The organism is Ascidiaceihabitans sp. (assembly GCF_039986515.1).
GTDB lineage: Bacteria > Pseudomonadota > Alphaproteobacteria > Rhodobacterales > Rhodobacteraceae > Ascidiaceihabitans.
In genome coordinates, this window is record NZ_JBDWQO010000016.1 from 18,291 (window position 1) to 38,864 (window position 20,574).

Consider the following 20,574-nt stretch of genomic DNA (forward strand, 5'->3'; position numbering starts at 1 on the left):
GCTCTGACTATTCATTGTTCTCATAAAATATCAGAGGCAACGTGCCGCGAATTCTCAAATATCAAAAATCTATGTATTGATAACTATTCTGTATCAACGGCGCTGGCTAACGACTTGCGCACAGCGTCGACAAACGGGGCTACAATTGGGTTCGCGCTGTCGCTGCGCCAAATCAGTGAGGTCGTGATAACATCGCCAACATCGCTGATCGGAATAGCCCGCAAACCAAAGCGCGCGGCGTTCATGATGCAATTGGGATAGATCAGAACCCCCATGCCGCCCAGAACGAGAGACAGCATCTCGTCGCGCAAGTAAGCCCGCTGAGAAATCTCGAGCGAGAAGCCACGTGCAATACAATGCTCGTTGACCATATCCGTATACCGCTCCCATCTGGCGTCGCCCGCAATGATGGGTTCGCCTTTGAGCTCTTCCAGCTCCAGCGTGGCCCTCTTGGCCAACCGATGCGCTCTGGGCACAACAGCGGCAAGTCCTTCAACACTGAAAACCAATCGCCGGAAATCCGGCGGAATAGGCGTGTCCATGTCAAAAATAAACCCGATATCTATCTGGCCTTTCTGCATTTTTTCAATCTGTTCAAGCGTGCGGGCGAAACCTATGTCAATCTGTATCTTCGGGTTTTTCGACCGAAAATTTTCCAGCACATCGGGCAATCCACCCAGGATCGCAAAATCCACGTAATTTAGTCGTAGCCTGCCGCCTTTGCCGTCTGCCGCATCGCGGGCTTCCAATGTGGCAGTCTCAACCATCTCAAAAATCTGATCGATGCGCGAATAAAGTGCTACGCCAGCCGCAGTCAGTTCCACAGATCGTGTTGTTCGGAAGAACACCGACGTCCCAAGAACATCTTCCAGCGCCTTAACAGAGTTCGACAGCGCTGGCTGGGATGTGTTCAGGACGTCAGCGCTTTTTCGAAAACTGCCTTGCTCAACGACGGTTTTGAAGACGAGGAGTTGGCGAAGTGTTGGCAGCATTATTGATATTCCAAAGTTATCAAAACATAGAAAACTAATAATGGAAAATATCAGGTTTGCCAACCATGCTCCCATAACCGGTCAGCGAACCGAGAGTCACAACTGGAGCAACGCACCTTGCCAAAAGTTCTTTACGAGAAAGACGGCCGCATTGGTCGGATCACCCTGAACCGTCCCGAGGTGATGAATGCCATCGACGATGACTTGCCCGGCGAGTTGGCTGCGGCGGTGGCGCAAGCGGATGCCGACAGTGACGTACATGTGATGGTCTTGTCGGGTGCGGGCAAGGCTTTCTGTTCGGGCTATGACCTGGCGCATTACGCCGAAGGCAATAGCACAAATCAGGTTGTGCAGGAGATGCCTTGGGATCCGATGCAGGATTTCCAGTTTATGTGGACCAATACGCAGGCCTTCATGTCTCTCTTTCGAGCGATGAAACCAGTTATCTGCAAGGTGCATGGTTTCGCCGTTGCTGGCGGGTCAGACATCGCGCTCTGCGCGGATCTTACGATCATGGGAGACACAGCGCAGATCGGCTACATGCCCAGCCGTGTTTGGGGCTGCCCGACGACGGCGATGTGGGTGCACCGGTTGGGGCCGGAAAAAGCCAAGCGCATGATGTTTACGGGCGACAAGATTTCGGGCGTCGAGGCTGCCGAGATGGGGCTGGTGCTGAAATCCGTGCCAGATGCGCAATTGGACGGCGAGGTCGAAGCACTGGCCGCCCGGATGGCGAGCGTTCCGATCAACCAGCTGGCCATGCAGAAGATGGTGATCAACGCGGCTGTGGAAGAAAAGATCAACCAGACCCAAAGATTGGCCACCGTCTTTGACGGGATCACCCGCCATTCGCCTGAGGGCATGAATTTCAAGGCCCGCGTCGAGGCGGTCGGCTGGAAACAGGCTGTTCAGGAACGCGACACAGGGACTTTTAACTGGACCACCAACACACCCATCAACGACCGCTCGGACTAACCGCAGCGGCACATATTCAACACATCCAAGGGAGGAAATTATGTTGAAATCACTCGCCACCATCGCAGGGCTAAGTCTTGCTGTCGCCGCTGGAACGGCGGCGGCAGACGAAATCCAGCCGCACCAGTTCAAGGTGATTGGCACATGGAGCAGCCTGAGCCAATATAGAAACTACGAAGCACCGTTCTGGACCGAAACATTGTCGGCAAATACCGATGGGCAGATGAGCGGTGAAATCGTCTCGATCTCTGTCATGGGCCTGAAAGGATACGAGACGCTCAACTTGCTGCAAAACGGTGTGTTCGATATGGGCAACATGGTTGTCGCCTATGTCACCGGATCGACGCCCGAGATGGAAGGCATCGATCTTGCCGGTGTCGCAACCGATATGGCCAGTGCACGTGCCAATGCCGATGCCTACCGCGACGTGATCAATGCACGTCTGGCGGAGCAGAACCTGATCATGCTGGCGCATTACCCCTTTGGTCGCCAGTTCGTGTTCTGCAAGGACGAGTTCGATGGCTTGGCCGGACTTGAAGGCCGTAAGATCAGAACCTCTAGCGCCACCCACGCAGACTTCTTGTCGGGCGCAGGGGCCACAAACGTGACGATTGCATTCGGTGAGGTTGTTCCCGCCATTCAGAACGGCGTCGTCGATTGCGCGGTCACTGGTGCGATCCCGGCCTATGACGCCAGCTGGCATGAGGTGATCAACTATGTTGGTGAACTGCCGATCAACATGGGCATGGCGGGGCTCTATGCCAACCTTTCCATGTGGCAGAGCCTTGATGAAGCGTCTCGCGCCGCATTGGCCGAAGAGATCAGCAATTGGGAAGACGCCACCTGGACAAACTACGTCACTGAAGAAAACGAGGGGTTGGCCTGTCTGACGGGTGATGACGCGGGTTGTTCCAAAGGCGATGCCGTCGGCATGAGCCTTATCCCGATGACAGAGGCCGATAGCGCGCAGGCGAATAGCATCCTGCAAAGCCATGTCTTCCCAGGCTGGCTAGACCGCTGCGGCGACGCGGACTGCGCAGGCCCGTGGAACGCCACGATCGGCGCGGCCAACGGTCTGTCGATTCAGTAATGCGCCTGGCGGCACTGGCATGCTGGTGCCGCCATCCAACTTTGCAGGGGGGTTTACCATGTTGATCCGAACACAAGGCGCGCTTGACCGTGTCTCAGAAATTGCCGTTTGGGTCGCAGGGGCGGCCCTTTTGATGACAGCTTTCATGGTGGGATTGGAAGTCATCATGCGTAAGCTTTTTAACTCGTCGCTTGGGGGCGCGGATGAAATTTCAGGCTATGTCTTCGCGGCAGCTACGGCCTGGTCCTACGCCGCCGTGATCAGAAGGAAAGGAAATGTGCGGATCGACGTTGTCTATAATCTGATGCCGCGCCCTTTGCGTATTGCATTGGACATTCTCAGCTTTCTCGCACTTGGCGCGCTGTTCGCACTTATTGGCTGGTACGGGTTTGAATTGGTCAAAGGGACTGTTGAAACCGGCCGTATCTCGGTCACGCCCTTACGCACACCGCTTTCTATTCCTCAGATTGTCTGGATCAGCGGGATTGGGCTTGCATTGGCGATGTGGGTTTTGATTGCGCTTCGTGTTTCAGGCAATGTCCTGCGCCGCAACTGGGATGCAGTCTCTGAGCTTATCGGTTCTGAAGGCATCGAAGGCGAAATCAAAGCGGAGCTGGTCGAGACGGAGGGCAAATCATGATCCTTATCGTCACTTTCTCACTTCTACTTCTGTTCATCTTCCTTGCAATTCCGGTTGCTGCAGCACTTGGCCTGTTGGGTGTGGTGCTGGACGAGAGCTTTTCCATCATGCCTTTGCGTCGCGCCATTGGTGACATGATGTGGGAAAACTCGATCGAATTTCTGCTCGTTGCGGTGCCCATGTTTGTCATGCTGGGCGAGATCATGCTGCGCTCGGACATCGCAGAAAAGATGTATGATGCGATGGCAAAATGGCTGTCATGGCTGCCGGGCGGGCTCATGCATTCCAATATCGGTTCCAGCGCTATCTTTGCGGCGACCTCTGGGTCTTCCGTTGCCACGGCGGCCACCGTCGGGACGGTTGCGGTGCCGCAGATCGACAAGCGCGGCTATCACACGCCGCTGTTTCTTGGCTCGCTTGCCGCCGGTGGGACACTTGGCATTCTGATACCGCCTTCCGTTGGCCTGATCATCTACGGGCTTTTGACCAATACATCCGTGCCCAAGCTTTACCTCGCGGGAATCTTACCGGGGCTGGTCTTGGCGGGGCTCTACAGTCTTACCATCGTCCTTCTCTGCCTCGCCAACAAAGGCTGGGGCGGCGAAAAGGTCCATATCTCATGGTCTGAGCGTTTCGCGAGCCTGCCAAATCTGTTGCAACCTTTGTTCATTTTCATTGTGGTCATCGGCTCCATTTATGCGGGTTGGGCGACGCCGACGGAAAGTGCCTCTCTGGGCGTTCTTGCGGCACTCTTGCTGTCGTGGAAAAACGGTAAGCTGACACGGGATATGCTTCTCAAATCATTCGAAGGCACCATGCGGACAACAGCGATGATCATGCTGATCATTCTGGCAGCGGCCTTCTTGAACTTCGTGCTTGCCGTCATCGGCCTCGCGGCCGCATTCCAAAGCTTTATCGAAGGCCTGGGCCTGTCCCCGTTTCAGGTGTTGTTGATCATTATCGCCATCTATCTGGTGATGGGTTGTTTCATGGAGAGCCTGTCCATGTTGATCACAACGACCCCCATTGTCGTGCCGGTGATCGTCGCCCTTGGGTACGATCCGATCTGGTTCGGTGTGGTGCTGATGTTGCTGCTGGAAACCGCTTTGATCACACCGCCCATTGGGCTGAACCTCTATGTTGTGCAATCCATCCGCAAAAGCGGACCCATCAAGGACGTGATCAATGGGGCGATCCCCTTTGTCTTCGCTATGTTCGTCATGATCGGCCTTGTGATTGCGTTCCCCTCGATGGCGCTGTGGCTGCCATCTCTTCTGTAAAAATTTGCGATAGGAAAGTCCCATGGATCTTAAGAATAAGACGATCATTATCACCGGCGGTGCACGCGGCATTGGTGCGGCCTTAGCCACACGGTTCGCCAAGGAGGGTGCAAAGGTTGTTGTCGCCGATCTGGACGAAGGTGCGGCTCGTGCAACCGCTGCCGAGTTTGATGGCTTGGGCGTGGCATGCGACGTCACCAAGGAGGCCGATGTGCAGGCGTTGGTTCAGCAGGCAGAGCAGCACTTTGGCTCGGTGGATATGTTCTGCTCAAACGCGGGTGTGTGTTTAGGTGAGCCATCACATTCAGCCTCGGCCAGTAATGACACCTGGGGCCTTTGCTGGGACGTTCATGTGATGGCGCATGTCTATGCCGCCCGCGCGGTTCTGCCAGGCATGATCGAACGCGGGAGCGGCTATCTGCTGCAGATGTCTTCGGCTGCCGGGTTGCTGAGCCAAATCGGTGATGCGGCCTATTCTGCAACCAAACATGCGGCCATTGGGTTCGCTGAATCCGTCGCGATCACCCATGGCGGTGACGGGATCAAGGTTTCGGTCATTTGTCCGCAATATGTGGCAACCCCGATGCTGGGGTATGCCGATAAAGGCGCATCAAGCGATCTGCCGGGTGTGATCACGCCAGAAGCACTTGCTCAAACCGTGGTTGAGGGTGTTGCGCAGGAAAGCTTCCTGATTTTGCCGCACGCGGATGTCGCGCAATTCATCCAATTCAAGTCTGCCAACTACGACAAATGGCTGGGCGCGATGCGAAAACTGCGCAGCAAAATTGTAGACGAGATCGGGTCCACAGATCTGGAAGCCATGCACAAGCTGGTGTGATCGTTATGACGCCTCACCTTCGCTTTGAGACATACGCCAACCAAAAAGTCAGCATCGGCGGGCAAAAAATCTGCTTTAGCACCAACGGAATTGCAGTGACGCCGGAGCGGCCCACACTTGTTCTGGTGCACGGTGCCGGAGGGTCCAAACTCGACTGGCCGCAATCTTGGCGGAGTGTGGCCGAGGCGACTGCCCCTTTTGGCCTTCCCTCAATGACGGCTGTTCTGCCCGGTCAAGGGGGGCAAGCGCTGCACGCGCATCCCGTGATTGCGATTGATCTTACGGGCCATGGTGGCTCGGGTGGTCAAAGCCTGAGTGAAATCGACAGCTACGGTGCAGTTGTGATCAGGTTCATTGAAGCGCTTGGTTTAGAAAACGTCTGCCTAGTGGGGCACTCAATGGGTGTCGGCGTTGTCTTGTCAGCCGCGTTGCAATCGTGCGCGCGGATTTCCTCACTCTGCCTGATCGCCGGGGCGGCGCGCATGCCAGTCACACCCGAATTGCTGAAGGGGTTGCAGAACCAAACCGAAGATACCGTCGCCGCCATCGCCCGCTCTTGCTGGCACAAATCAACGCCAGAACACTTCGTGAAGACCACACAGCAAAGGATGATGTCTGCCGGAGGAAACGTTCTGCTGAACGATTTCACGGCATGTTCAAAACTGGACCTGAGCGCAAAGTTGGCAGCGCTTCAAGTCCCGACATTGATCCTTGCATCGCAGGAAGATCGCTTGGTGAAAACCGCTGAAATCAATGCCATGGCGCAAGCTATTCCAAAGGCTCAGCTTCAAATCTTCCATGAATGCGGACATTTCCTTCATGTTGAACGCGCGTCAGTGGCCGCGGCTGCACTCGCAGGGTTCCTTGCGAACGCAGCCTAGTTGCCAAGTCATTCCGCAGCAATGGGTTTGGTCGGGATGTCCACCAGCTTGCCGCGTGGGATCAGGCGGTCAGCGTCATACATCGGCAGGGTGCAGAGCTCACCGCTTTGGGTGGACCCATCGGCGCAGAGTACCTTGACCTGCGTGCCGGGACCCTGTGCGGGGTCGTCCATGCGCACGATGCAGACACCGCAGCCCAGATAGGGCGAATAGCCCGAGGAGCAGACTCGACCGACCTCTTTGCCATCAATGGTCATGACGCGTCCAAGCTGTGCGACACCGCCGGTGACCCGCATGCCCCATGTGCGGCAGGATTTATCGGCGGCCTCCAGCGCTTTGCGGCCAACAAAATCGCGATCATCAAATGCGACAAAACCGCCAAGACCCGCCTCGAACGGCGTCGTGTCCGCCCCGAAATCCGACCCAGCGTTGAGCAACCCGGCCTCGATCCGCCGCGCGCGGAATACTGGTGTTCCGGTCAGCAGAATGCCGAAGGCAGCACCTGCCTCCATGATCTTGTCACCGATGGCGGGGATGTCAGTGTCGGGCAGCATGTAGACTTCCCAGCCTAATTCGTTGGTGAAGCCCGAGCGGCTGATCCAGCAGGCCTGCCCCGCGATGGAAACCTCGGCGCAGTCGAAATAGCGGAAAGGATCGGGCATGGGGCCGTCCAGCACAGCAGCCAGCAAGTCCAGCGACCGTGGGCCTTGAATCTGGCTGACCCAGACATTCGGGTCGTGGATTTTCACGTCCAGCCCTTCGGCGTGTGCCTTGTACCAACTGAACAGGTCGCCGTCGGCCTGCGCCATCCAGAACCTGTCTTCCGCAAGCCGCAGCAGCACCCCATCCGTGATCATGCCGCCATCGTGATAGCAGGCGAACTGATAGGAACAGCGCCCCGGCTTCACCTTGCTGACGCTGCGGGTGAACACTTTGTTCAGCAGGGTTTCGGCATCTGGCCCGCTAATCTCGATTGGCAATTCGCCGGTGTGGCGAAAAATTACGTTGGTGCGCACCGCCCAATACATCTCGTCATCCGTGGCCGTGTCGAGTTTCTCCGGCGTCAGGCGCGAGTTGTAGAGCGTGTATTCGGGATCATAGGGCAGCTCCATGTAGCTCAGCGGATGTGCAGGCATGGTGCGGGCCAATTCGCGCGGGCGCGCGCCCTGATTGGGGAGCGCCTTAGCGACGAAGCGGAAGTGGGAAAGGTCAGTTGTCATATTGTTCACCGTTCAGAGTTGTTAGACGCCTGCGGGTGATCTTCGACAAGGACAGATGGGTGCCACGCATTAAGTTGGCAATATTGGACCAATTGCGCTCAGCGCAAATCTAATGATTTGCACAAGTCGTTCGAAAAAATTAGACAATAATCATGCGCTTTCGTTCTTATGATGCCCTCAAGATCTTTGATGCCGTTGCCCGCACTCTGTCGATGACCAAGGCGGCGGACGAGATGCATCAATCGAAAGGGTCGATCAGCTACCAAATCAACAAGCTTGAAGCCGAGCTAGGCTTTCGCCTGTTCGAGCGCGCGCACGCGAAACTCGAACTGTCCGAGGAAGGCCGCAGATTGTGGCACGTGTCCCAAACGGCCCTGAGCCAGATCGACCGTGAAATCGAAGACCTGCGCGGCACGGCCTCGGGTGCCGTGACCGTTGGCGCACTGACCTATTTCTCGTCGCGCTGGCTGTCACCAAGGCTCACCCGTTTCTTCGAGGCCAATCCCGGTATAAGCCTGCGCATTGAGCCGATCAATTCCGTCGACATGATGAGGTCGGCGAAGGTCGACATGGCAATCCTCTGGGGAATTGGCGGCTGGGAGGGTCACAAGAGCGAACTTCTTCTGTCCCTGCCCGCTGTGCCAACCGCCAGCCGTGCAGTTGCTGAGCAGGTCAGGCAGCTTGGATTGGCCGAAGCGGTCAAACAGCTTCCGCTCTTGGGTGACAGCTCCGGCGATGCGGGGTGGCGCGCCTGGCACAAAGCTGCGGGGCTACCTTACGCCCCCAGCCGATCCAGCCTGACGATCCCTGACTCGGGCAGCCGCGTGCAGGCGGTGGTGGATGGTCAGGGGTTGGCGCTTTGGGATGATCTGATCGCGCCAGAAATTGACGACGGAACACTTGTCAGATTGTCCGACATCCGAGTTGAAAATGCGGGTTACTTTGTCATTTTCACGGATCAGCCGATGTCTCAGGGCGCGCAAGGCTTCTTGGACTGGTTGCGGGCTGAAAATGATCGCAGCGAGAGGCGGGCTTGAAATCCTGTGGACGTTAAGCTCATGAACGGCGGTTTCAGGGAAATTTGCAAGAACACCGCGCGCTCTGCGCTGAATTTACCAAGGTTTTCTGCGTCAGCGAAAGAGGCAAAAGCAAAAAGGCGGGATTGTTCCGCAATTTTCGAATTCATGGATTCAGATTTGCTGCGCGTTGCATGAACGGCTGCTGTTTCCGCTGCCAGGCAGCATAAAACCTTTCGCCGCTTCGGAAAAATCTCTGCTGCGAGCGCACGCAGCGAGAAATCGCCACTTCTGCAATGGGCTGATATTGTTGAAAAACTCCGTTTTTGACGAAATCGGTGAATTTTTTGCCCGTACAGCGCGACCAACTCTTCGAGGCCAGGGGTTCGGCCAAATTGGACTTTTGCCGATCATGTGGCAGCTCACTGCGCCTCATGCCAAATCTCATCTGACTTTTCGGTATCATGGGTTCTTTCCGAAAAATTGCGACATCTGAAATTCGGAGTTTTTCAACAGAATCGGCTCTTCGGTTGCACTAGCTGCGGGCGACACGAACGTCTGCAATGCACGCCGGGTTCATTCAACCACACCAGTACAGAAAAAGGGGAACCGTGATCCCACGGCTCCCCTTTCGGTTCAGATCGTCTCCCCCTCGCGCGCCGATTAGGCGACCAGCGACAGCCCCTTGCCCGCGTCCTGCGGCTGCTCACCACTGTCGATGAACGGGATGATCGAGAAGGTCTGCCCGCCGCGCTGCTCTTCGTTCTGCACGGCGTTGACGCGCAGGTCGCCATCGGGCGTGTTGATCAGCAGCGACAGGTAGTCATTGCCCGTGCGGTTGCTTTTGGCCATCCACGCCGAGCCGACGCGGATCGGCGTGCCCCGGGGCGAGCTGACCTCGATCCGGTAATCGGGGTGGGTCTCCTCGGATTTATAGCTGTTCTCGATCAGCATGAACTCCAGATCGAACATCATGTTGGCGATGTAGCCGGTGAAGGCGTTGTCCGCGTCCATGGCGGTGAGCTCGCCCGAGATCGAGCCGGATTTCATCAGGCCGTTCGAGACCAGCGGGATGATCTCGAATTCGCCGCTCTCGGCCGCGCGCGCCTCTTTCGTCTGCACCGCGTTGACCCGGAACGGACCCAAGCCGACATCGATCTGCATCGAGATGTAGGGATTGCCGCTGGTATTGCCGGTCTCGTTCCAGGCCGTGCCGATGCGCACCTTGCGGCCTGATTTGTTGACTGCCGTCACGTCGTAATCCGGGCTGCGTTCGGACATCTTCGGGCGGTTTTCAAGCTGGATGGCGATATCGAAACGTGTCGAATGGATCATGCCGGTGTACTGAGCGGCTGCGGTCTCGACGTTGCGGGTGAGGGTTCCTGCTAACATGGGATGGTTCCTTTTGGATTGGCCGGTGCCTGACGTTCTTGCCAGCGCATCCGGGATTGCTTTCTCGACCCCTTGAGGGATCACAAATCAGAAAGCCTGCTTTCCTTTCAGCCCCGCCCACGGGTCAAAGCTGCCGTCCGAGTGGGAATGCCCCCGCGCCTCCGGGTGCAACGCCCCGCCCTGCCCGTCTGGTCTTGATTGGCTGCCCGGATTTTCCGCGCCGTCCTCCGATCGCGCTATGAAGAACTCCGCCGCTTTTCCGTTCAACCCGTGCCCGCCCCGGTCGGTCAGACCGATGCAGCTACCATTCGGCAAATAGGTGATGAGGTACTGACCGAGCCGATCTTTGTGCACAACGTACCCGGTATTGGCCCAGTGAACGGTCTGGCCGGCATCGACGGCGGCCTTGATGTCTTCGAGTGTCATGATCTTTCCCCCCTTGCCTATTCTGCTGCTAATGAAGCGGCATCTGGTGCCTGCCTCACGATCCGGGCCAGAATGGTTCCCGTGTCGATCCCGTCCCCATGCGGCAGGAACACCCGCAGCTGGAAGGCAATGATCTCGGTGAAACACCCCATGGCCTTGAGGCCGTCGATCATGCCCCGATCCGCACCGCCCAACTCAAGGCGCATCTCGCCTGCGACGCGGCGACGGGTCAGGGTCAGACCCCGGCCCAGATCGACAGGCGCGGTGGTGCCGAGGGCGGCGGTCAGCATCTCCCGCGGTGTTTGCGGATTGGAGACGAGGAAGCGTGCGCGTAACGCTGCCTCCCCTTCCTCGCTCAGCGTCCGCCCGATCATCGGCGTCGCCCCGTCGGGCGTGACCCGGTAGATGCGCTCATTCGTGGTCGGAATATCCTTCCAGATCGGCAGCAGCAGCCCGGTCAGCAGGTAGAGCTTGGTCGTGGTGGTTTTTGGCAGGGATGCAGCCTCGGCATCCCAAAGTCCTGCAAACTCGGGCCTGCTGATCTCTTCCCAGGCCGAGGACTCGAACCGCGCCTCCTCCAGATAGCTCGACCCGTTTGGCCGCACCACCTTGCGCATCAGCGTGACGATGTCCTCGTCATACATCTGCATGGGCCGCGCCGAGATCAGCGCCGCGCGGCCGGAAGCGCGGTTGACCATGGGCAGCTTGTCGGGATTGCGCGACAGCGCGTCATCCGCCGACAGCACGTGCACCGGGTCCGTCACCTCAAGTCCGATGATCCGCGTGACCGCACCGGATTTCGGGCAGGTCCAGAGATCCTCGGTGGAGACCTGTTCGATCTTTTCGCCACGCAGGGTCTCCACGCCGAGATCGAGCGTGCCGGCCGCGCGCGCCCGTTCGGTCTGATCAGCGATCCGGCGCATGAACTCGGCAAAGAGCGCGTTCTGCATGTGGATGGGAAGGGCCAGAACCCGGTTCAGAAACCGCTGGATCGGGGGAAGCTCCTCAAGGAGCACCCCGTCCTTGTCGATCAGCCGCAGGGCCGTCCAGTCGGTGAAGCTCTCGTAGCTCATCGCCTCAGCGCGCCCGGCGGCAAGATCGGCGAAATACCCACGCAGCGCCGCCCGTGCGATCGGGCTTTCGAGATTGTCCTCCTCGCGGAACATGCCGTGCGAGCCGGTCTCGCGCTGACCCTTGGTCAAGGCCCCCAGCTGGTCGAGGCGCTTGGCTATAGTCGAGGTGAAACGCTTCTCGCCATGCACATCCGAGGTGCAGACCCGGAAGAAGGGCGCGCTGACCTGAGCCGAGCGATGCGTGCGCCCGAGCCCCTGGATGGCCGCATCCGCGCGCCAGCCGGGCTCCAGAAGATAGTGCCGCCGCCGCTTCTGGTTCTTCGCCGTTTGTGCCGCATGATAGGACCGGCCCGTCCCGCCCGCATCGGAAAAGATAAGGATATCCTTTTCGCCGTCCATGAAGGCTTGGGTCTCGGATGAATTGCTGCTGGCGGCGCGCTTCTCGATGAAGAGATGACCATCCTCGGCCTTCAAAGGGCGGATGGACCGACCCGTGACCTCTGCGACGGCCTCGTCGCCAAAAGCCCAGAGGATCTGATCGAGCGCCGAGGGGATCGGCGCCAGCGTCATCAACTCCATCATGGCCGCATCGCGCAGGGCGAGCGCCTCGCGCGAGACGACGAGCGCGCCGGTCTCATCCCGCAAGGGTTCCGCCACCATATTGCCGTCGACCTCGACCAGCTTTTGCGCATGGATCGGGAAGGCCTGTTCGAGGTAGCCCAGGACGTAATCGCGCGGCGTCAAGGCACCCTCGACGAGTTCATCCTCGGGGTCCATCGTCTCAAGCCGGCGTTTCAGCAGGCTCTCGCCTGTCGAAACCACCTGGATGACGCAAGCCTTGCCCGCTGCCAGATCGTCCTTGATCGCGCGGATGATGGTCGGGGCTTTCATGCCCATCAGGAGATGGTTGAAGAAGCGCTGTTTCGTGCTCTCGAAGCGGGACTTGGCCGAGGCGCGAGCGGCCGAGGCATTGGTCTCGCCAGAGGCGTCGTTGACGCCGGTCGCCGTCAGCGCGGCTTCGAGATTGTGGTGGATCGTTCGAAACGCACCCGCATAGGCGTCGTAGATCTCGATCTGGGCCGAGGTGAGCGCGTGTTCGAGCACGTCATATTCCACGCCGTCGAAGCTGAGGGCGCGGGCAGTGTAGAGCCCGAGCGTCTTGAGATCGCGCGCGACCACCTCCATGGCAGCGACACCGCCGGCTTCCATCGCAGAAACGAAGCTCTCGCGGCTTGGGAAGGGGTATTCGGGGCCCTGCCCCCAGAGCCCCAGCCGCGCGGCATAGGCCAGGTTGTGCACGCTCGTGGCACCCGTGGCCGAGATGTAGAAGACGCGAGCGCGGGGTGCTGCCAGTTGCAGCCGCAGGCCAGCAAGGCCCTGCTGGGAGGGTTTGACCCCCCTGCCCTGCTCGGACCCGGCCGCGTTCTGCATGGCATGGGCCTCATCAAAGGCCAGTACGCCTTCAAAGTCTTCGCCCATCCAGCCGAGGATCTGGCTCAGTCGCGTGGTGCCGCATTTGCCCGCGGACCGCAGCGTGGCGTAGGTGACGAAGAGGATTCCGTCGCCCATCGGGACGGGCTGATCCGGTTTCCATTTGGAAAGTGGCTGAATGTCGGCAGGCGAGCCGCCGAGATCGGTCCAGTCGCGGATCGCGTCCTCAACGAGCGTGGCGGATTTGGAGACCCAGATCGCCTTCCTGCGTCCGGCCAGCCAGTTGACAAGGATGAGCCCTGCGCATTCGCGCCCCTTGCCGCAACCGGTGCCGTCGCCGAGGAAGTAACCAAGGCGATAGGCCCGTGCATTAGGGTCATCATCGGCGCGCGTCAGCTTGGTCTGGTCGTCATCGATGATAAACCGACCGGGCAGGTCGCGCCCATGGGCATCATGCGCCATGATGATGGTCTCGAGCTGCGCCTCGGAGAGATCTCCCTCCTCGATCAACCGTGTGGGCAGGCGCAAGTCATCACTGCCCGTGTTTGAGGGCATGGGCGGGGCAACCGAGGCCATGGCGATGCTTTCAACGAGCGGCGTGGGATGTTCCTGCGCACCCGCGATCTCGATCCGCTGCGGACGGTAGCGCGCATAGATGTCCGAGACCGGCGTGTTGTCGCGCGGGATATCAAGGCTCGTGAAAACTAGCGGGACAACGGCATTGGCCCGGGGTTTGGAGGCGGCGACAGGCGCAGCGGCGGTCTTGCGCGGAGCAGAGGATGGAACGGTCGGCCGCCCGTTAGGGATCGCCGCTGCCTGTTGTACGGGGCGCATCTCGGTCCGGGTCGCGGCCACAGCATCAACATATGCCAAGGCTTCATCCAGATCCCGCACAGGGACGCGGATCATTTCGCCGCCCTCCTGCACCTTGTCGAAGACCATGAGCTGGGTTTCGACAGAGGTGCCGAGCTTGCGGTAGACCTGCCCCGGCATCGTCAACGCCAAGCGCGGCGTCAAGAGACCGCAGGCGCGGGACCAATGCGCGGCATCGCGTTCGGGCGTGAATCCCGGCGGCATGATCGCCACAAGCCGCCCGCCGGGTGCCAGACGCTTTGCAGCCGCGATGAGATGCTTGGCGGCGATGTGTTTGTCCCGGGAGCGGTCGACCGAGGAGGCGAAGGGCGGATTCATCACCACGACGTCGGGTAGAAGCGGCGACTGCAGCAGATCGTCGATATGCTCGCCGTCATGGCCCGTCACCTCGCCGCCGAAAACCGCGCGCAGGAGGCGCTGGCGAAAGGGGTCGATCTCGTTGAGCAAAAGCGTGGCACCAGCCCGGGCGGCGAAAGCGGCCAGTGCACCGGTGCCCGCCGACGGCTCCAGCACGGTCTCGCTCTTGCGGATCGCCCCGGCCCGCAAGACCAGCGCCGCGAATGGCAGCGGCGTGGAAAACTGCTGCAGACGGATCTGCTGCTCTGACCGGCGGGTTTCCGTCAGCAGCCGCGAGGCAAGCAGCTTTGCAGCGGCGATGTCATCTGCCACGCCGTTCCCACGCAGCAGCACTTGGACAGCCGCGGCCTGCATCAGGTCATAGGCCATGCGCCAGTCCCAGGCACCGCCGGCATCGCTGCCATGAAACGTCTCGCGCATGATGCGCGCGAGCGCTGAGCTACGCAGGGGTTGGTGGTCGATCTCCGCGCCGATCTGCGCGAGCGCAGAGGCGAGGTCAGGGTGGGAGATCGAGAGAGCCGGGTTTGCCGGTTTGGGCTTGGTCATGGGGGTTTCCTTTGGATTAGGGTCTGAGTTCCAAAGGACAAAAAGCCCACTTTCGCTTTTCAGGGTGACGGGGGTCAGACCGCGCTGACCTCCAAGGCTTGCTCAGGTCTTGGGTTCGACCTGCCGCTTCGCATCAATCAATGCCTGTGCGGCCTGCATAACCTGAACCTGAGATGTTCCCGTGCATTCCTCCTCCAGCGCGGCCTGCACCTTCGCGCGAAACCACGCGTCATACGAATTGACATCAGCCGCCACGGAAATGCTCCTCGAGCCCGATATCCAGCAGCTTGCCGAGGTCATCGGGCATGTCTGCAACGTGCACGGCAATTGGGAAACGGTGCCCCGTCAGGTCAGGCGCGCATTGCTCCTCTAACCCGAGGTGCTGCCTATCCTTTTCCGCCTCAATCATTGTGCTTTCTCCGACCGTATTATCAGCCGATGCTACATCTTCCAGCGGGGCGTCGTAAACGATAATGCCAAAGGGTCACAGCAAGCTGGCCCACTTACCGATCGGGCACCGCTTCAAGGGAAGTTTCGAACCGCTTGCCCGCCGCTGCAGCTTCTTTCAAGAGCGCGTCGAAATTGTCAGGTGGATTGCCATCTTCCAACATCCCTTTGAACGTCGCATAGGCATCCGTCTTGCTGCCGTAGGCGCGCAGGGTCTTGTCGTCGTTCACCCAGGCCACCACGATGACCTTCGCATCGCTGTTGAACCGATAGAACAGCCGATACTGCTGGAAGAATTTCGCCCGGAACCAGTGCTTGCGGTGATCGCCGAGTGTGCCGCCTTGCCGGAAGGCGGCGGCACCCGGATCTGCCGGTATGGCCTCGGTGACCAGCTTGAAAATGGCGGCCAGCCGTTTCGTCGGGTTTTTCTTGCGCCAGGTCTTAGGATCGCGTGCCTTACGCGCCTCGACCTCTTCAATCAGCCCTTCGAGCTGATCCAGAAAGAGCGGATGCGCATAAATCGACCATCCGTTTACGACAAGGGGCGCTTGGGCGGGCACGCTATCGCCGCTCATTCATCCTCGAGTGATAGCGGCGCATCGAGATCGACGTCAACGTCTCCGACCAGTGCTGCAAGACGGTCATGCAAAGCCCCATCGAACGCCCGAATGCGGTCCGGATGCGCCTTGATATCGGCCTCGACAAAATCGAGAAAGGCTCCGAGCACGGGATCTTCCTCGTCGCTGCGCACGGGCTCGATATAGACCCTGCCACTCGGCTCGGTGCAGTAACGAATCTGGTCGCCCTTGCCCAGCTTGAGCTGTTTGCGCACACCCGCCGGCACGGTCGTCTGATACCGATCCGTGAGTTTCGAGACATCTTGTGCGAGGGCTGTCATGGCAGTCTCCTGAAGAAAAGGGTCTTTGCTGCCCGCGATAGGTAATGCATTTGCATTGCCTTGTCAAGACAAGCCGCAGCATCTGCTGTCGCCGGGCAGGTCGATGAACCGTCCGGCGCAGGACCTAATTTCGCCCCGCCAGGAACTCCGCCAGCACCGGGCTAGCCGCACCTTTCGCGGAGCTGAGCAGCTCCGAACCCGCAAGCGAGGCCTTCGACAGGCGTACGAGCCCACCAGTTTCCTCGATGCGGTAGCAGCGGCGCTTTTGCCGCCCGCGCCTGTAGTGGGTCGCGGTGACAATCTGGCAGGTACTGCCATCGGTGAGCGTCACAGGTGCTGCGAGCCTGATCTTGTCGCCTTCCTCGTAGTCCGGGATCGCAGCCCAGTCCTGGCAGCGCTGGCGCCAGGCATGAGCATAGCTGTCCGGGTCTTTCAGGTCGGAGAGGAGCTCGATCAGCCCAAGGGGAGCACGAGACTCGTTCGGGCCAGCACTTTCCTCCATGTCCTTGTAGCCCCAGCAGCCGTCATCGTATCGGGTGAGGAAGACAGCACCGAAAGTGATGGAGCCATCCGCATCGGTGACATAGGTCGTGTCTTCGACCGGCGAGCCATCGATACTTGTGACCTTTGCCGCCGCGTACCAAGTCGAACCCACCTTGCAGGCTTTGACCAGTTCCGTCTTGCGCCTATCGCTCTCGAAGGTGCAGAGCCGGGCAATCTCCGCTTTCTCATCCGCGTAGGTCTGGACGCGGCGATCGGTATAGAAGAGCCATCCCATCTCAGAGTCCTTTCTCTCATTGGGGAAATTGTTGTCGTCAATGTCCCGAGAGGGCCGCAGGCCTGGCAGGGTATTGGCGATGCTTGTTTGAGAAAGGGCGCGTTACGCCGCCCTCCGGTCATCGATTTCCATCAGCGCATCGAGCGGCACGCGGTAGGGCTGCATGGCGTCGAAATCCTCGCAATTGCCGCAGTTCTGCACGATCGCGAAGGTATCGCAGGCATCCTTGAGGATGACCCGGAAGGTGCCGCCGAGGCCCGAGGGCACCTCGTAGGTCCCGCCGATGAGATAATCCGAGGCCCGGCGTACGAAGACGCGGATGCTGTGGCCATCGGTGGCGAGCCGGATCGCCCCCCGCCCCCGGTCGATGAGCACCTGCACGTCATCCAGGATGTCGGTGTAGAACTGGCCGGTCAGATCGCGAAACGCCATGCGGCGCTGCGCCATCCAGTCGGTATCCCGAAACGGGTTCATGCCGTCGGCGAAGGCGAAGGAGGGATCTGCCTGTTCGGTGGTGACGATACGGGTGGTCGTGCCATCGATGCCGTTTGAGCGCAGATGCACACCATTGCCGACGATCAGGATCAGGGCGGGCCTGTCCACGGGCCCGTTCCAGTTGGGCAGGAAGGTCTTGCAGGCGCGCGCATGGGCGATCTGTGCCGCAACAGCGGACGCAGAGAACTTGAGAATAGCCATGGGGATGTCTTTCGGTTGGGTGTGGGAGGGTCGACCCGCGCGGGAAATGCCTCGCGCGGGTCGCGTGAGGACTCAGGCCGCTTGCGCGACCTCGCTGTCAGGCTCGGGAGATTCCGAGGCGGGCTCCGCCTCATCACAGACGACACCGGCGGTCTGCATCATCGGCGGGCACCAGGCGGCTACGGCAGCGCGCTGCGCGTCCGTGAGTGTGGCGAACGGCTCTGCAAAGAGCTTGTCGCAGAAGGCGACGATCTCCTTCTTGCTCGACGAGGCCAGCGTCACCGCCTCCTGGGCCAGACCCAGATCCTCGCCGAGGATCTTCAGGAGCCATGCCTTTTTGAAGCGATTGAAGAGCGCCGCGTTCGGCGTCCAATGCGCGCGGATATCGGGCATGATCTCGATCTCGAACGCATGCATCAGGCTGTCGCGCTGGCGGTCCCGCGCGAAGCAGGACTGCGTGGTGCTGGCCGTGGCATAGGCGACGAGCTTGGCCTTCTCCCCTGCTTCGAGCGCGCGAAACGCCGCGAACTGATCGGCGGGCGGGCGGGTATCATCGAGCCACGAGAGGTCCAGCACATCATGCGCCGCGGCCACCTGCGCGAGGGAGGTCTCGTCAATCTCGTCCATCTTGGCGTGGTTGCGGTATTCCTTGCGGGCATCGATCTTGATCGCCTGCGTGACACTCATGCCGCTGGCCAGAACGTCGCTCACCAGCTTGAAGAGCGTCAGATCGAGCGTGGCTTCCGGATGCAGCGCCATCGCGGCGCCAAGGGCCATGGCCCGCTCGGTCTTGAGGTCCTCGGCCAGTGAGGCTGGATAGGTGATTTCGCCGGCGTCCGGGGCCTCTTCCCCGGTCGGGCTAGCCGAAGAGCCGCGCGCGCCCTCCTCTTTCACGGTGTCTTCCGGGCGGACGAGACCAACATGGAGCGTGATCTGCCCACCCTGCCACGACGCGATCACCCCGGACCGCGCGAGGTCCTCGGTGCTGTAAGCCTCCTGCAGATCGCGGGCTTCCTCTTCCAGAGCGTCCACGCGCTCGTAAAGGGCATTGTAGGCACCGTCCTCGAGCCCCTCATCCTCCATCTGGAGCTGCAGTTTATCAAGCTCGGCAGTGATCTCATCGATGCGCTTCTGGGCGGATGCATCCGGCACGATCGGGCCGGGATAGACGCGGCCATAGTCGGCCATGGTCGCGTAATCATAGCGCACCATCGCATCGGCCCAGGCGAAGCCCAGCCTCATACGGGCGTCCTCGGCGGCTGCACCGAGCTTCTCAAGCAGGATGGTCTCGACCAGCGCCGCATCCTCGAGCACGGAATGCTCTTCCAGAAGGTCAGCCGCGACTGCGCCGCCACGCGCCTCGTAGTCCGCGCGCACGAAAGCCCCGATATCATCGCTGACCTGCACCCCGCGGGATTTGAGCGCCTGTCGAACGGTATAGGCCTGTAGATAGCCGCCGTCCTTCGTGAGCGCCTCAAAGATCTCGCGCTGCGCCTCCTGGCTCGGGTGCTCGGCGAAGGCCTTCATCGTGTCGAGCGTGATCACCTTGGCCCGGGCCGCGGCGCGGATGTCGGGGTGGATAAGGCCATAGCGCAACCGGCCTTTCACGGCCGCCACCGTGGCGCCGAAGGTCTTTGCGATGGTCTCGGGCGTCTGGCCGTCGACCTCCATCATCCGGGCGAAAGCCTCGAACTCGTCGATGGCATTCATCGGTGCCTGGGTGATGTTCTCGGCCAGCGACAGCGCCGTGGTGACGTCGCAGTCCTCCGGCACAAGGCGGCAGTCGACCTTGGTTTTCGCCGTGAACCCCTTGCTGGCCTTGTCGGCGATCAGCTCCTTCAGGGCTGCATGGCGCCGGCCACCAGCGAGGACAGCATATTTCCCGTCAAGCTTCTGGACCAGGAGCGGCTGGAGCAGGCCCAGCACAGCGATACTGGCCTTCAGATGCGCGATGTTCTCGGGGTCATAGGTTTCCGGCGCGTTGCTGCGCACGTTGGCTGGATGCGGGACCAGATCGCCGATGGCGACGGTGAGAGGGGCAAAGCTTGTGGTCATGGGATATCCTTCCAGGTGGGTGAGATGCGGCCCGCGCGCTTGCGCGTGACCAATCCCCGGCTTCAGGGATCACCAAGACAAAAGGCCCACTTTCCCTTTGAGGGGTCAGTGGGCCTTCATCGCCTGGGGTATCAGGAGGGGGAGGGGGAGGAGCCCCCTGCCCTTCTACCAGTCGCGCGCCAGCATGATGGTCAGCACGCGCATGGTGGTGGCGGGATTGTCCGGGGTCTCGGCGCCATAGCGGAAGTCGGAATCCGCTTCGTACAAATCCAGTTTCCAGAACACGGTCTCGCCCCGGATCTCGACCGCCCCGAAATCGTGCCAGCCCTCGGGATCATTCTCAGGCTCGAACGTGGCAAACTCACCGGTTGCCTTGACCGCCTCGGCCATGAAGCCATCGCTGGCCTCCATTAGCGAGCGGGTCACATGCATCCGGCCCTGGATGGGCTGGGCGGGCGGCACTCCAAGGCACGCGAGCTTGCGAAACGCGTCGTTCTGCGCCGCGATCACACTCGGATCCGGACGGTCTGTGGACCTGTCGCGTATTTGTGCCGCCCCAAGTGCTCGTTTAGGCCACTTTTCGCTCGAAGGCGACGGGGCTTTTCCAGCCCAATGCTGAGTGCCTTCGGCGTGGATTGTAGAAGCCGTTGATGTATTCGAAGATGGCCAT

General features: G+C 60.1%; 21 protein-coding genes and 1 pseudogene. 7 read left to right on the forward strand and 15 right to left on the reverse strand.

Annotation, left to right across the window (positions count from 1 at the left end; all coding sequences use genetic code 11):
- Positions 1–83: 83 nt before the first annotated feature.
- The gene (locus tag ABJL60_RS17370; RefSeq protein WP_348432424.1) at positions 84–992 is read right to left on the reverse strand and encodes a LysR family transcriptional regulator; all 909 of its coding nucleotides are present in this window, start codon (positions 990–992) and stop codon (positions 84–86) included.
- A gap of 102 nt (positions 993–1,094) precedes the next feature.
- Here ABJL60_RS17370 and ABJL60_RS17375 point away from each other — a divergent pair, with 102 nt between their 5' ends.
- The 6 genes from ABJL60_RS17375 to ABJL60_RS17400 are packed head-to-tail and all read left to right on the forward strand — an operon-like array spanning position 1,095 to position 6,696.
- Complete coding sequence (locus tag ABJL60_RS17375; protein ID WP_348288350.1) at positions 1,095–1,967, forward strand: crotonase/enoyl-CoA hydratase family protein; 873 nt, start codon at positions 1,095–1,097, stop codon at positions 1,965–1,967.
- A gap of 40 nt (positions 1,968–2,007) precedes the next feature.
- Entirely contained in the window at positions 2,008–3,057 is a 1,050-nt protein-coding gene (locus ABJL60_RS17380; protein WP_348432425.1) for a TRAP transporter substrate-binding protein, read from the forward strand.
- Positions 3,058–3,115: 58 nt separating this feature from the next.
- Entirely contained in the window at positions 3,116–3,697 is a 582-nt protein-coding gene (locus tag ABJL60_RS17385) for a TRAP transporter small permease (protein WP_348502169.1), read from the forward strand.
- Entirely contained in the window at positions 3,694–4,977 is a 1,284-nt protein-coding gene (locus ABJL60_RS17390) for a TRAP transporter large permease (RefSeq protein WP_348373341.1), read from the forward strand. The genes ABJL60_RS17385 and ABJL60_RS17390 overlap by 4 nt, the downstream gene beginning before the upstream one ends.
- A gap of 22 nt (positions 4,978–4,999) precedes the next feature.
- Positions 5,000–5,815: an SDR family oxidoreductase gene (locus ABJL60_RS17395; RefSeq protein ID WP_348373342.1), complete on the forward strand. Its 816-nt coding sequence runs from the start codon at positions 5,000–5,002 to the stop codon at positions 5,813–5,815.
- Between the two features lie 5 nt (positions 5,816–5,820).
- Entirely contained in the window at positions 5,821–6,696 is an 876-nt protein-coding gene (locus ABJL60_RS17400; RefSeq protein WP_348502170.1) for an alpha/beta hydrolase, read from the forward strand.
- Positions 6,697–6,704: 8 nt separating this feature from the next.
- Here ABJL60_RS17400 and ABJL60_RS17405 read toward each other — a convergent pair whose 3' ends face one another.
- Positions 6,705–7,832 carry an aminomethyltransferase family protein gene (locus ABJL60_RS17405; RefSeq protein WP_348502171.1) on the reverse strand — a complete coding sequence of 376 codons (1,128 nt, stop codon included), beginning with the start codon at positions 7,830–7,832 and terminating at the stop codon, positions 6,705–6,707.
- A gap of 236 nt (positions 7,833–8,068) precedes the next feature.
- Here ABJL60_RS17405 and ABJL60_RS17410 point away from each other — a divergent pair, with 236 nt between their 5' ends.
- Positions 8,069–8,953, forward strand: a complete 885-nt coding sequence (locus ABJL60_RS17410; RefSeq protein WP_348432499.1) for a LysR substrate-binding domain-containing protein — start codon at positions 8,069–8,071, stop codon at positions 8,951–8,953.
- A gap of 145 nt (positions 8,954–9,098) precedes the next feature.
- Here ABJL60_RS17410 and ABJL60_RS17415 read toward each other — a convergent pair whose 3' ends face one another.
- The 13 genes and pseudogenes from ABJL60_RS17415 to ABJL60_RS17475 form a co-directional block, all read right to left on the reverse strand.
- Positions 9,099–9,368: a hypothetical protein gene (locus ABJL60_RS17415; protein WP_348451750.1), complete on the reverse strand. Its 270-nt coding sequence runs from the start codon at positions 9,366–9,368 to the stop codon at positions 9,099–9,101.
- Between the two features lie 227 nt (positions 9,369–9,595).
- Positions 9,596–10,324 carry a DUF736 family protein gene (locus ABJL60_RS17420; protein ID WP_348432496.1) on the reverse strand — a complete coding sequence of 243 codons (729 nt, stop codon included), beginning with the start codon at positions 10,322–10,324 and terminating at the stop codon, positions 9,596–9,598.
- Positions 10,325–10,448: 124 nt separating this feature from the next.
- A pseudogene (locus tag ABJL60_RS17425) lies at positions 10,449–10,750 on the reverse strand (hypothetical protein).
- A 17-nt stretch (positions 10,751–10,767) separates the two neighbouring features.
- The gene (locus ABJL60_RS17430; RefSeq protein ID WP_348432495.1) at positions 10,768–15,030 is read right to left on the reverse strand and encodes a strawberry notch-like NTP hydrolase domain-containing protein; all 4,263 of its coding nucleotides are present in this window, start codon (positions 15,028–15,030) and stop codon (positions 10,768–10,770) included.
- A gap of 102 nt (positions 15,031–15,132) precedes the next feature.
- Positions 15,133–15,285: a StaA gene (locus ABJL60_RS17435; RefSeq protein ID WP_348432494.1), complete on the reverse strand. Its 153-nt coding sequence runs from the start codon at positions 15,283–15,285 to the stop codon at positions 15,133–15,135.
- Entirely contained in the window at positions 15,275–15,439 is a 165-nt protein-coding gene (locus ABJL60_RS17440) for a hypothetical protein (protein ID WP_170850626.1), read from the reverse strand. The genes ABJL60_RS17435 and ABJL60_RS17440 overlap by 11 nt, the downstream gene beginning before the upstream one ends.
- A gap of 94 nt (positions 15,440–15,533) precedes the next feature.
- Positions 15,534–16,052 (reverse strand): type II toxin-antitoxin system YhaV family toxin, encoded by a 519-nt coding sequence (locus ABJL60_RS17445; RefSeq protein WP_008282927.1) that lies wholly within the window; start codon positions 16,050–16,052, stop codon positions 15,534–15,536.
- Positions 16,049–16,375, reverse strand: coding sequence for a type II toxin-antitoxin system PrlF family antitoxin (locus tag ABJL60_RS17450; RefSeq protein WP_005668772.1), 327 nt, complete (start codon positions 16,373–16,375; stop codon positions 16,049–16,051). Before ABJL60_RS17450 ends, ABJL60_RS17445 begins: the two co-directional genes overlap by 4 nt.
- Positions 16,376–16,499: 124 nt before the next feature.
- Positions 16,500–17,153 carry a hypothetical protein gene (locus tag ABJL60_RS17455; RefSeq protein ID WP_037239996.1) on the reverse strand — a complete coding sequence of 218 codons (654 nt, stop codon included), beginning with the start codon at positions 17,151–17,153 and terminating at the stop codon, positions 16,500–16,502.
- A gap of 102 nt (positions 17,154–17,255) precedes the next feature.
- Positions 17,256–17,849 carry a hypothetical protein gene (locus ABJL60_RS17460; RefSeq protein WP_025042408.1) on the reverse strand — a complete coding sequence of 198 codons (594 nt, stop codon included), beginning with the start codon at positions 17,847–17,849 and terminating at the stop codon, positions 17,256–17,258.
- A gap of 72 nt (positions 17,850–17,921) precedes the next feature.
- Entirely contained in the window at positions 17,922–19,904 is a 1,983-nt protein-coding gene (locus ABJL60_RS17465; RefSeq protein WP_348432492.1) for a ParB/RepB/Spo0J family partition protein, read from the reverse strand.
- Positions 19,905–20,069: 165 nt separating this feature from the next.
- A complete protein-coding gene (locus ABJL60_RS17470; protein ID WP_348432503.1) occupies positions 20,070–20,450 on the reverse strand; it encodes a DUF3768 domain-containing protein in 381 nt (126 codons plus the stop codon).
- Between the two features lie 22 nt (positions 20,451–20,472).
- A partial coding sequence (locus ABJL60_RS17475) for an IS3 family transposase (protein WP_121095842.1) occupies positions 20,473–20,574 on the reverse strand: 102 nt, incomplete at its 5' end.

Excerpts from the sequence above, each read along its gene's own strand:
- ABJL60_RS17455 (WP_037239996.1), bottom strand. The coding sequence starts at position 17,153 with ATGGGATGGCTCTTCTATACCGATCGCCGCGTCCAGACCTACGCGGAT.
- ABJL60_RS17415 (WP_348451750.1), bottom strand. The coding sequence starts at position 9,368 with ATGAGGCGCAGTGAGCTGCCACATGATCGGCAAAAGTCCAATTTGGCC.
- ABJL60_RS17440 (WP_170850626.1), bottom strand. The coding sequence starts at position 15,439 with ATGATTGAGGCGGAAAAGGATAGGCAGCACCTCGGGTTAGAGGAGCAA.
- ABJL60_RS17450 (WP_005668772.1), bottom strand. The coding sequence starts at position 16,375 with ATGACAGCCCTCGCACAAGATGTCTCGAAACTCACGGATCGGTATCAG.
- ABJL60_RS17420 (WP_348432496.1), bottom strand. The coding sequence starts at position 10,324 with ATGTTAGCAGGAACCCTCACCCGCAACGTCGAGACCGCAGCCGCTCAG.
- ABJL60_RS17370 (WP_348432424.1), bottom strand. The coding sequence starts at position 992 with ATGCTGCCAACACTTCGCCAACTCCTCGTCTTCAAAACCGTCGTTGAG.
- ABJL60_RS17460 (WP_025042408.1), bottom strand. The coding sequence starts at position 17,849 with ATGGCTATTCTCAAGTTCTCTGCGTCCGCTGTTGCGGCACAGATCGCC.
- ABJL60_RS17385 (WP_348502169.1), top strand. The coding sequence starts at position 3,116 with ATGTTGATCCGAACACAAGGCGCGCTTGACCGTGTCTCAGAAATTGCC.
- ABJL60_RS17410 (WP_348432499.1), top strand. The coding sequence starts at position 8,069 with ATGCGCTTTCGTTCTTATGATGCCCTCAAGATCTTTGATGCCGTTGCC.
- ABJL60_RS17405 (WP_348502171.1), bottom strand. The coding sequence starts at position 7,832 with ATGCCTGCACATCCGCTGAGCTACATGGAGCTGCCCTATGATCCCGAA.
- ABJL60_RS17445 (WP_008282927.1), bottom strand. The coding sequence starts at position 16,052 with ATGAGCGGCGATAGCGTGCCCGCCCAAGCGCCCCTTGTCGTAAACGGA.
- ABJL60_RS17465 (WP_348432492.1), bottom strand. The coding sequence starts at position 19,904 with ATGACCACAAGCTTTGCCCCTCTCACCGTCGCCATCGGCGATCTGGTC.
- ABJL60_RS17380 (WP_348432425.1), top strand. The coding sequence starts at position 2,008 with ATGTTGAAATCACTCGCCACCATCGCAGGGCTAAGTCTTGCTGTCGCC.
- ABJL60_RS17390 (WP_348373341.1), top strand. The coding sequence starts at position 3,694 with ATGATCCTTATCGTCACTTTCTCACTTCTACTTCTGTTCATCTTCCTT.
- ABJL60_RS17400 (WP_348502170.1), top strand. The coding sequence starts at position 5,821 with ATGACGCCTCACCTTCGCTTTGAGACATACGCCAACCAAAAAGTCAGC.
- ABJL60_RS17395 (WP_348373342.1), top strand. The coding sequence starts at position 5,000 with ATGGATCTTAAGAATAAGACGATCATTATCACCGGCGGTGCACGCGGC.
- ABJL60_RS17430 (WP_348432495.1), bottom strand. The coding sequence starts at position 15,030 with ATGACCAAGCCCAAACCGGCAAACCCGGCTCTCTCGATCTCCCACCCT.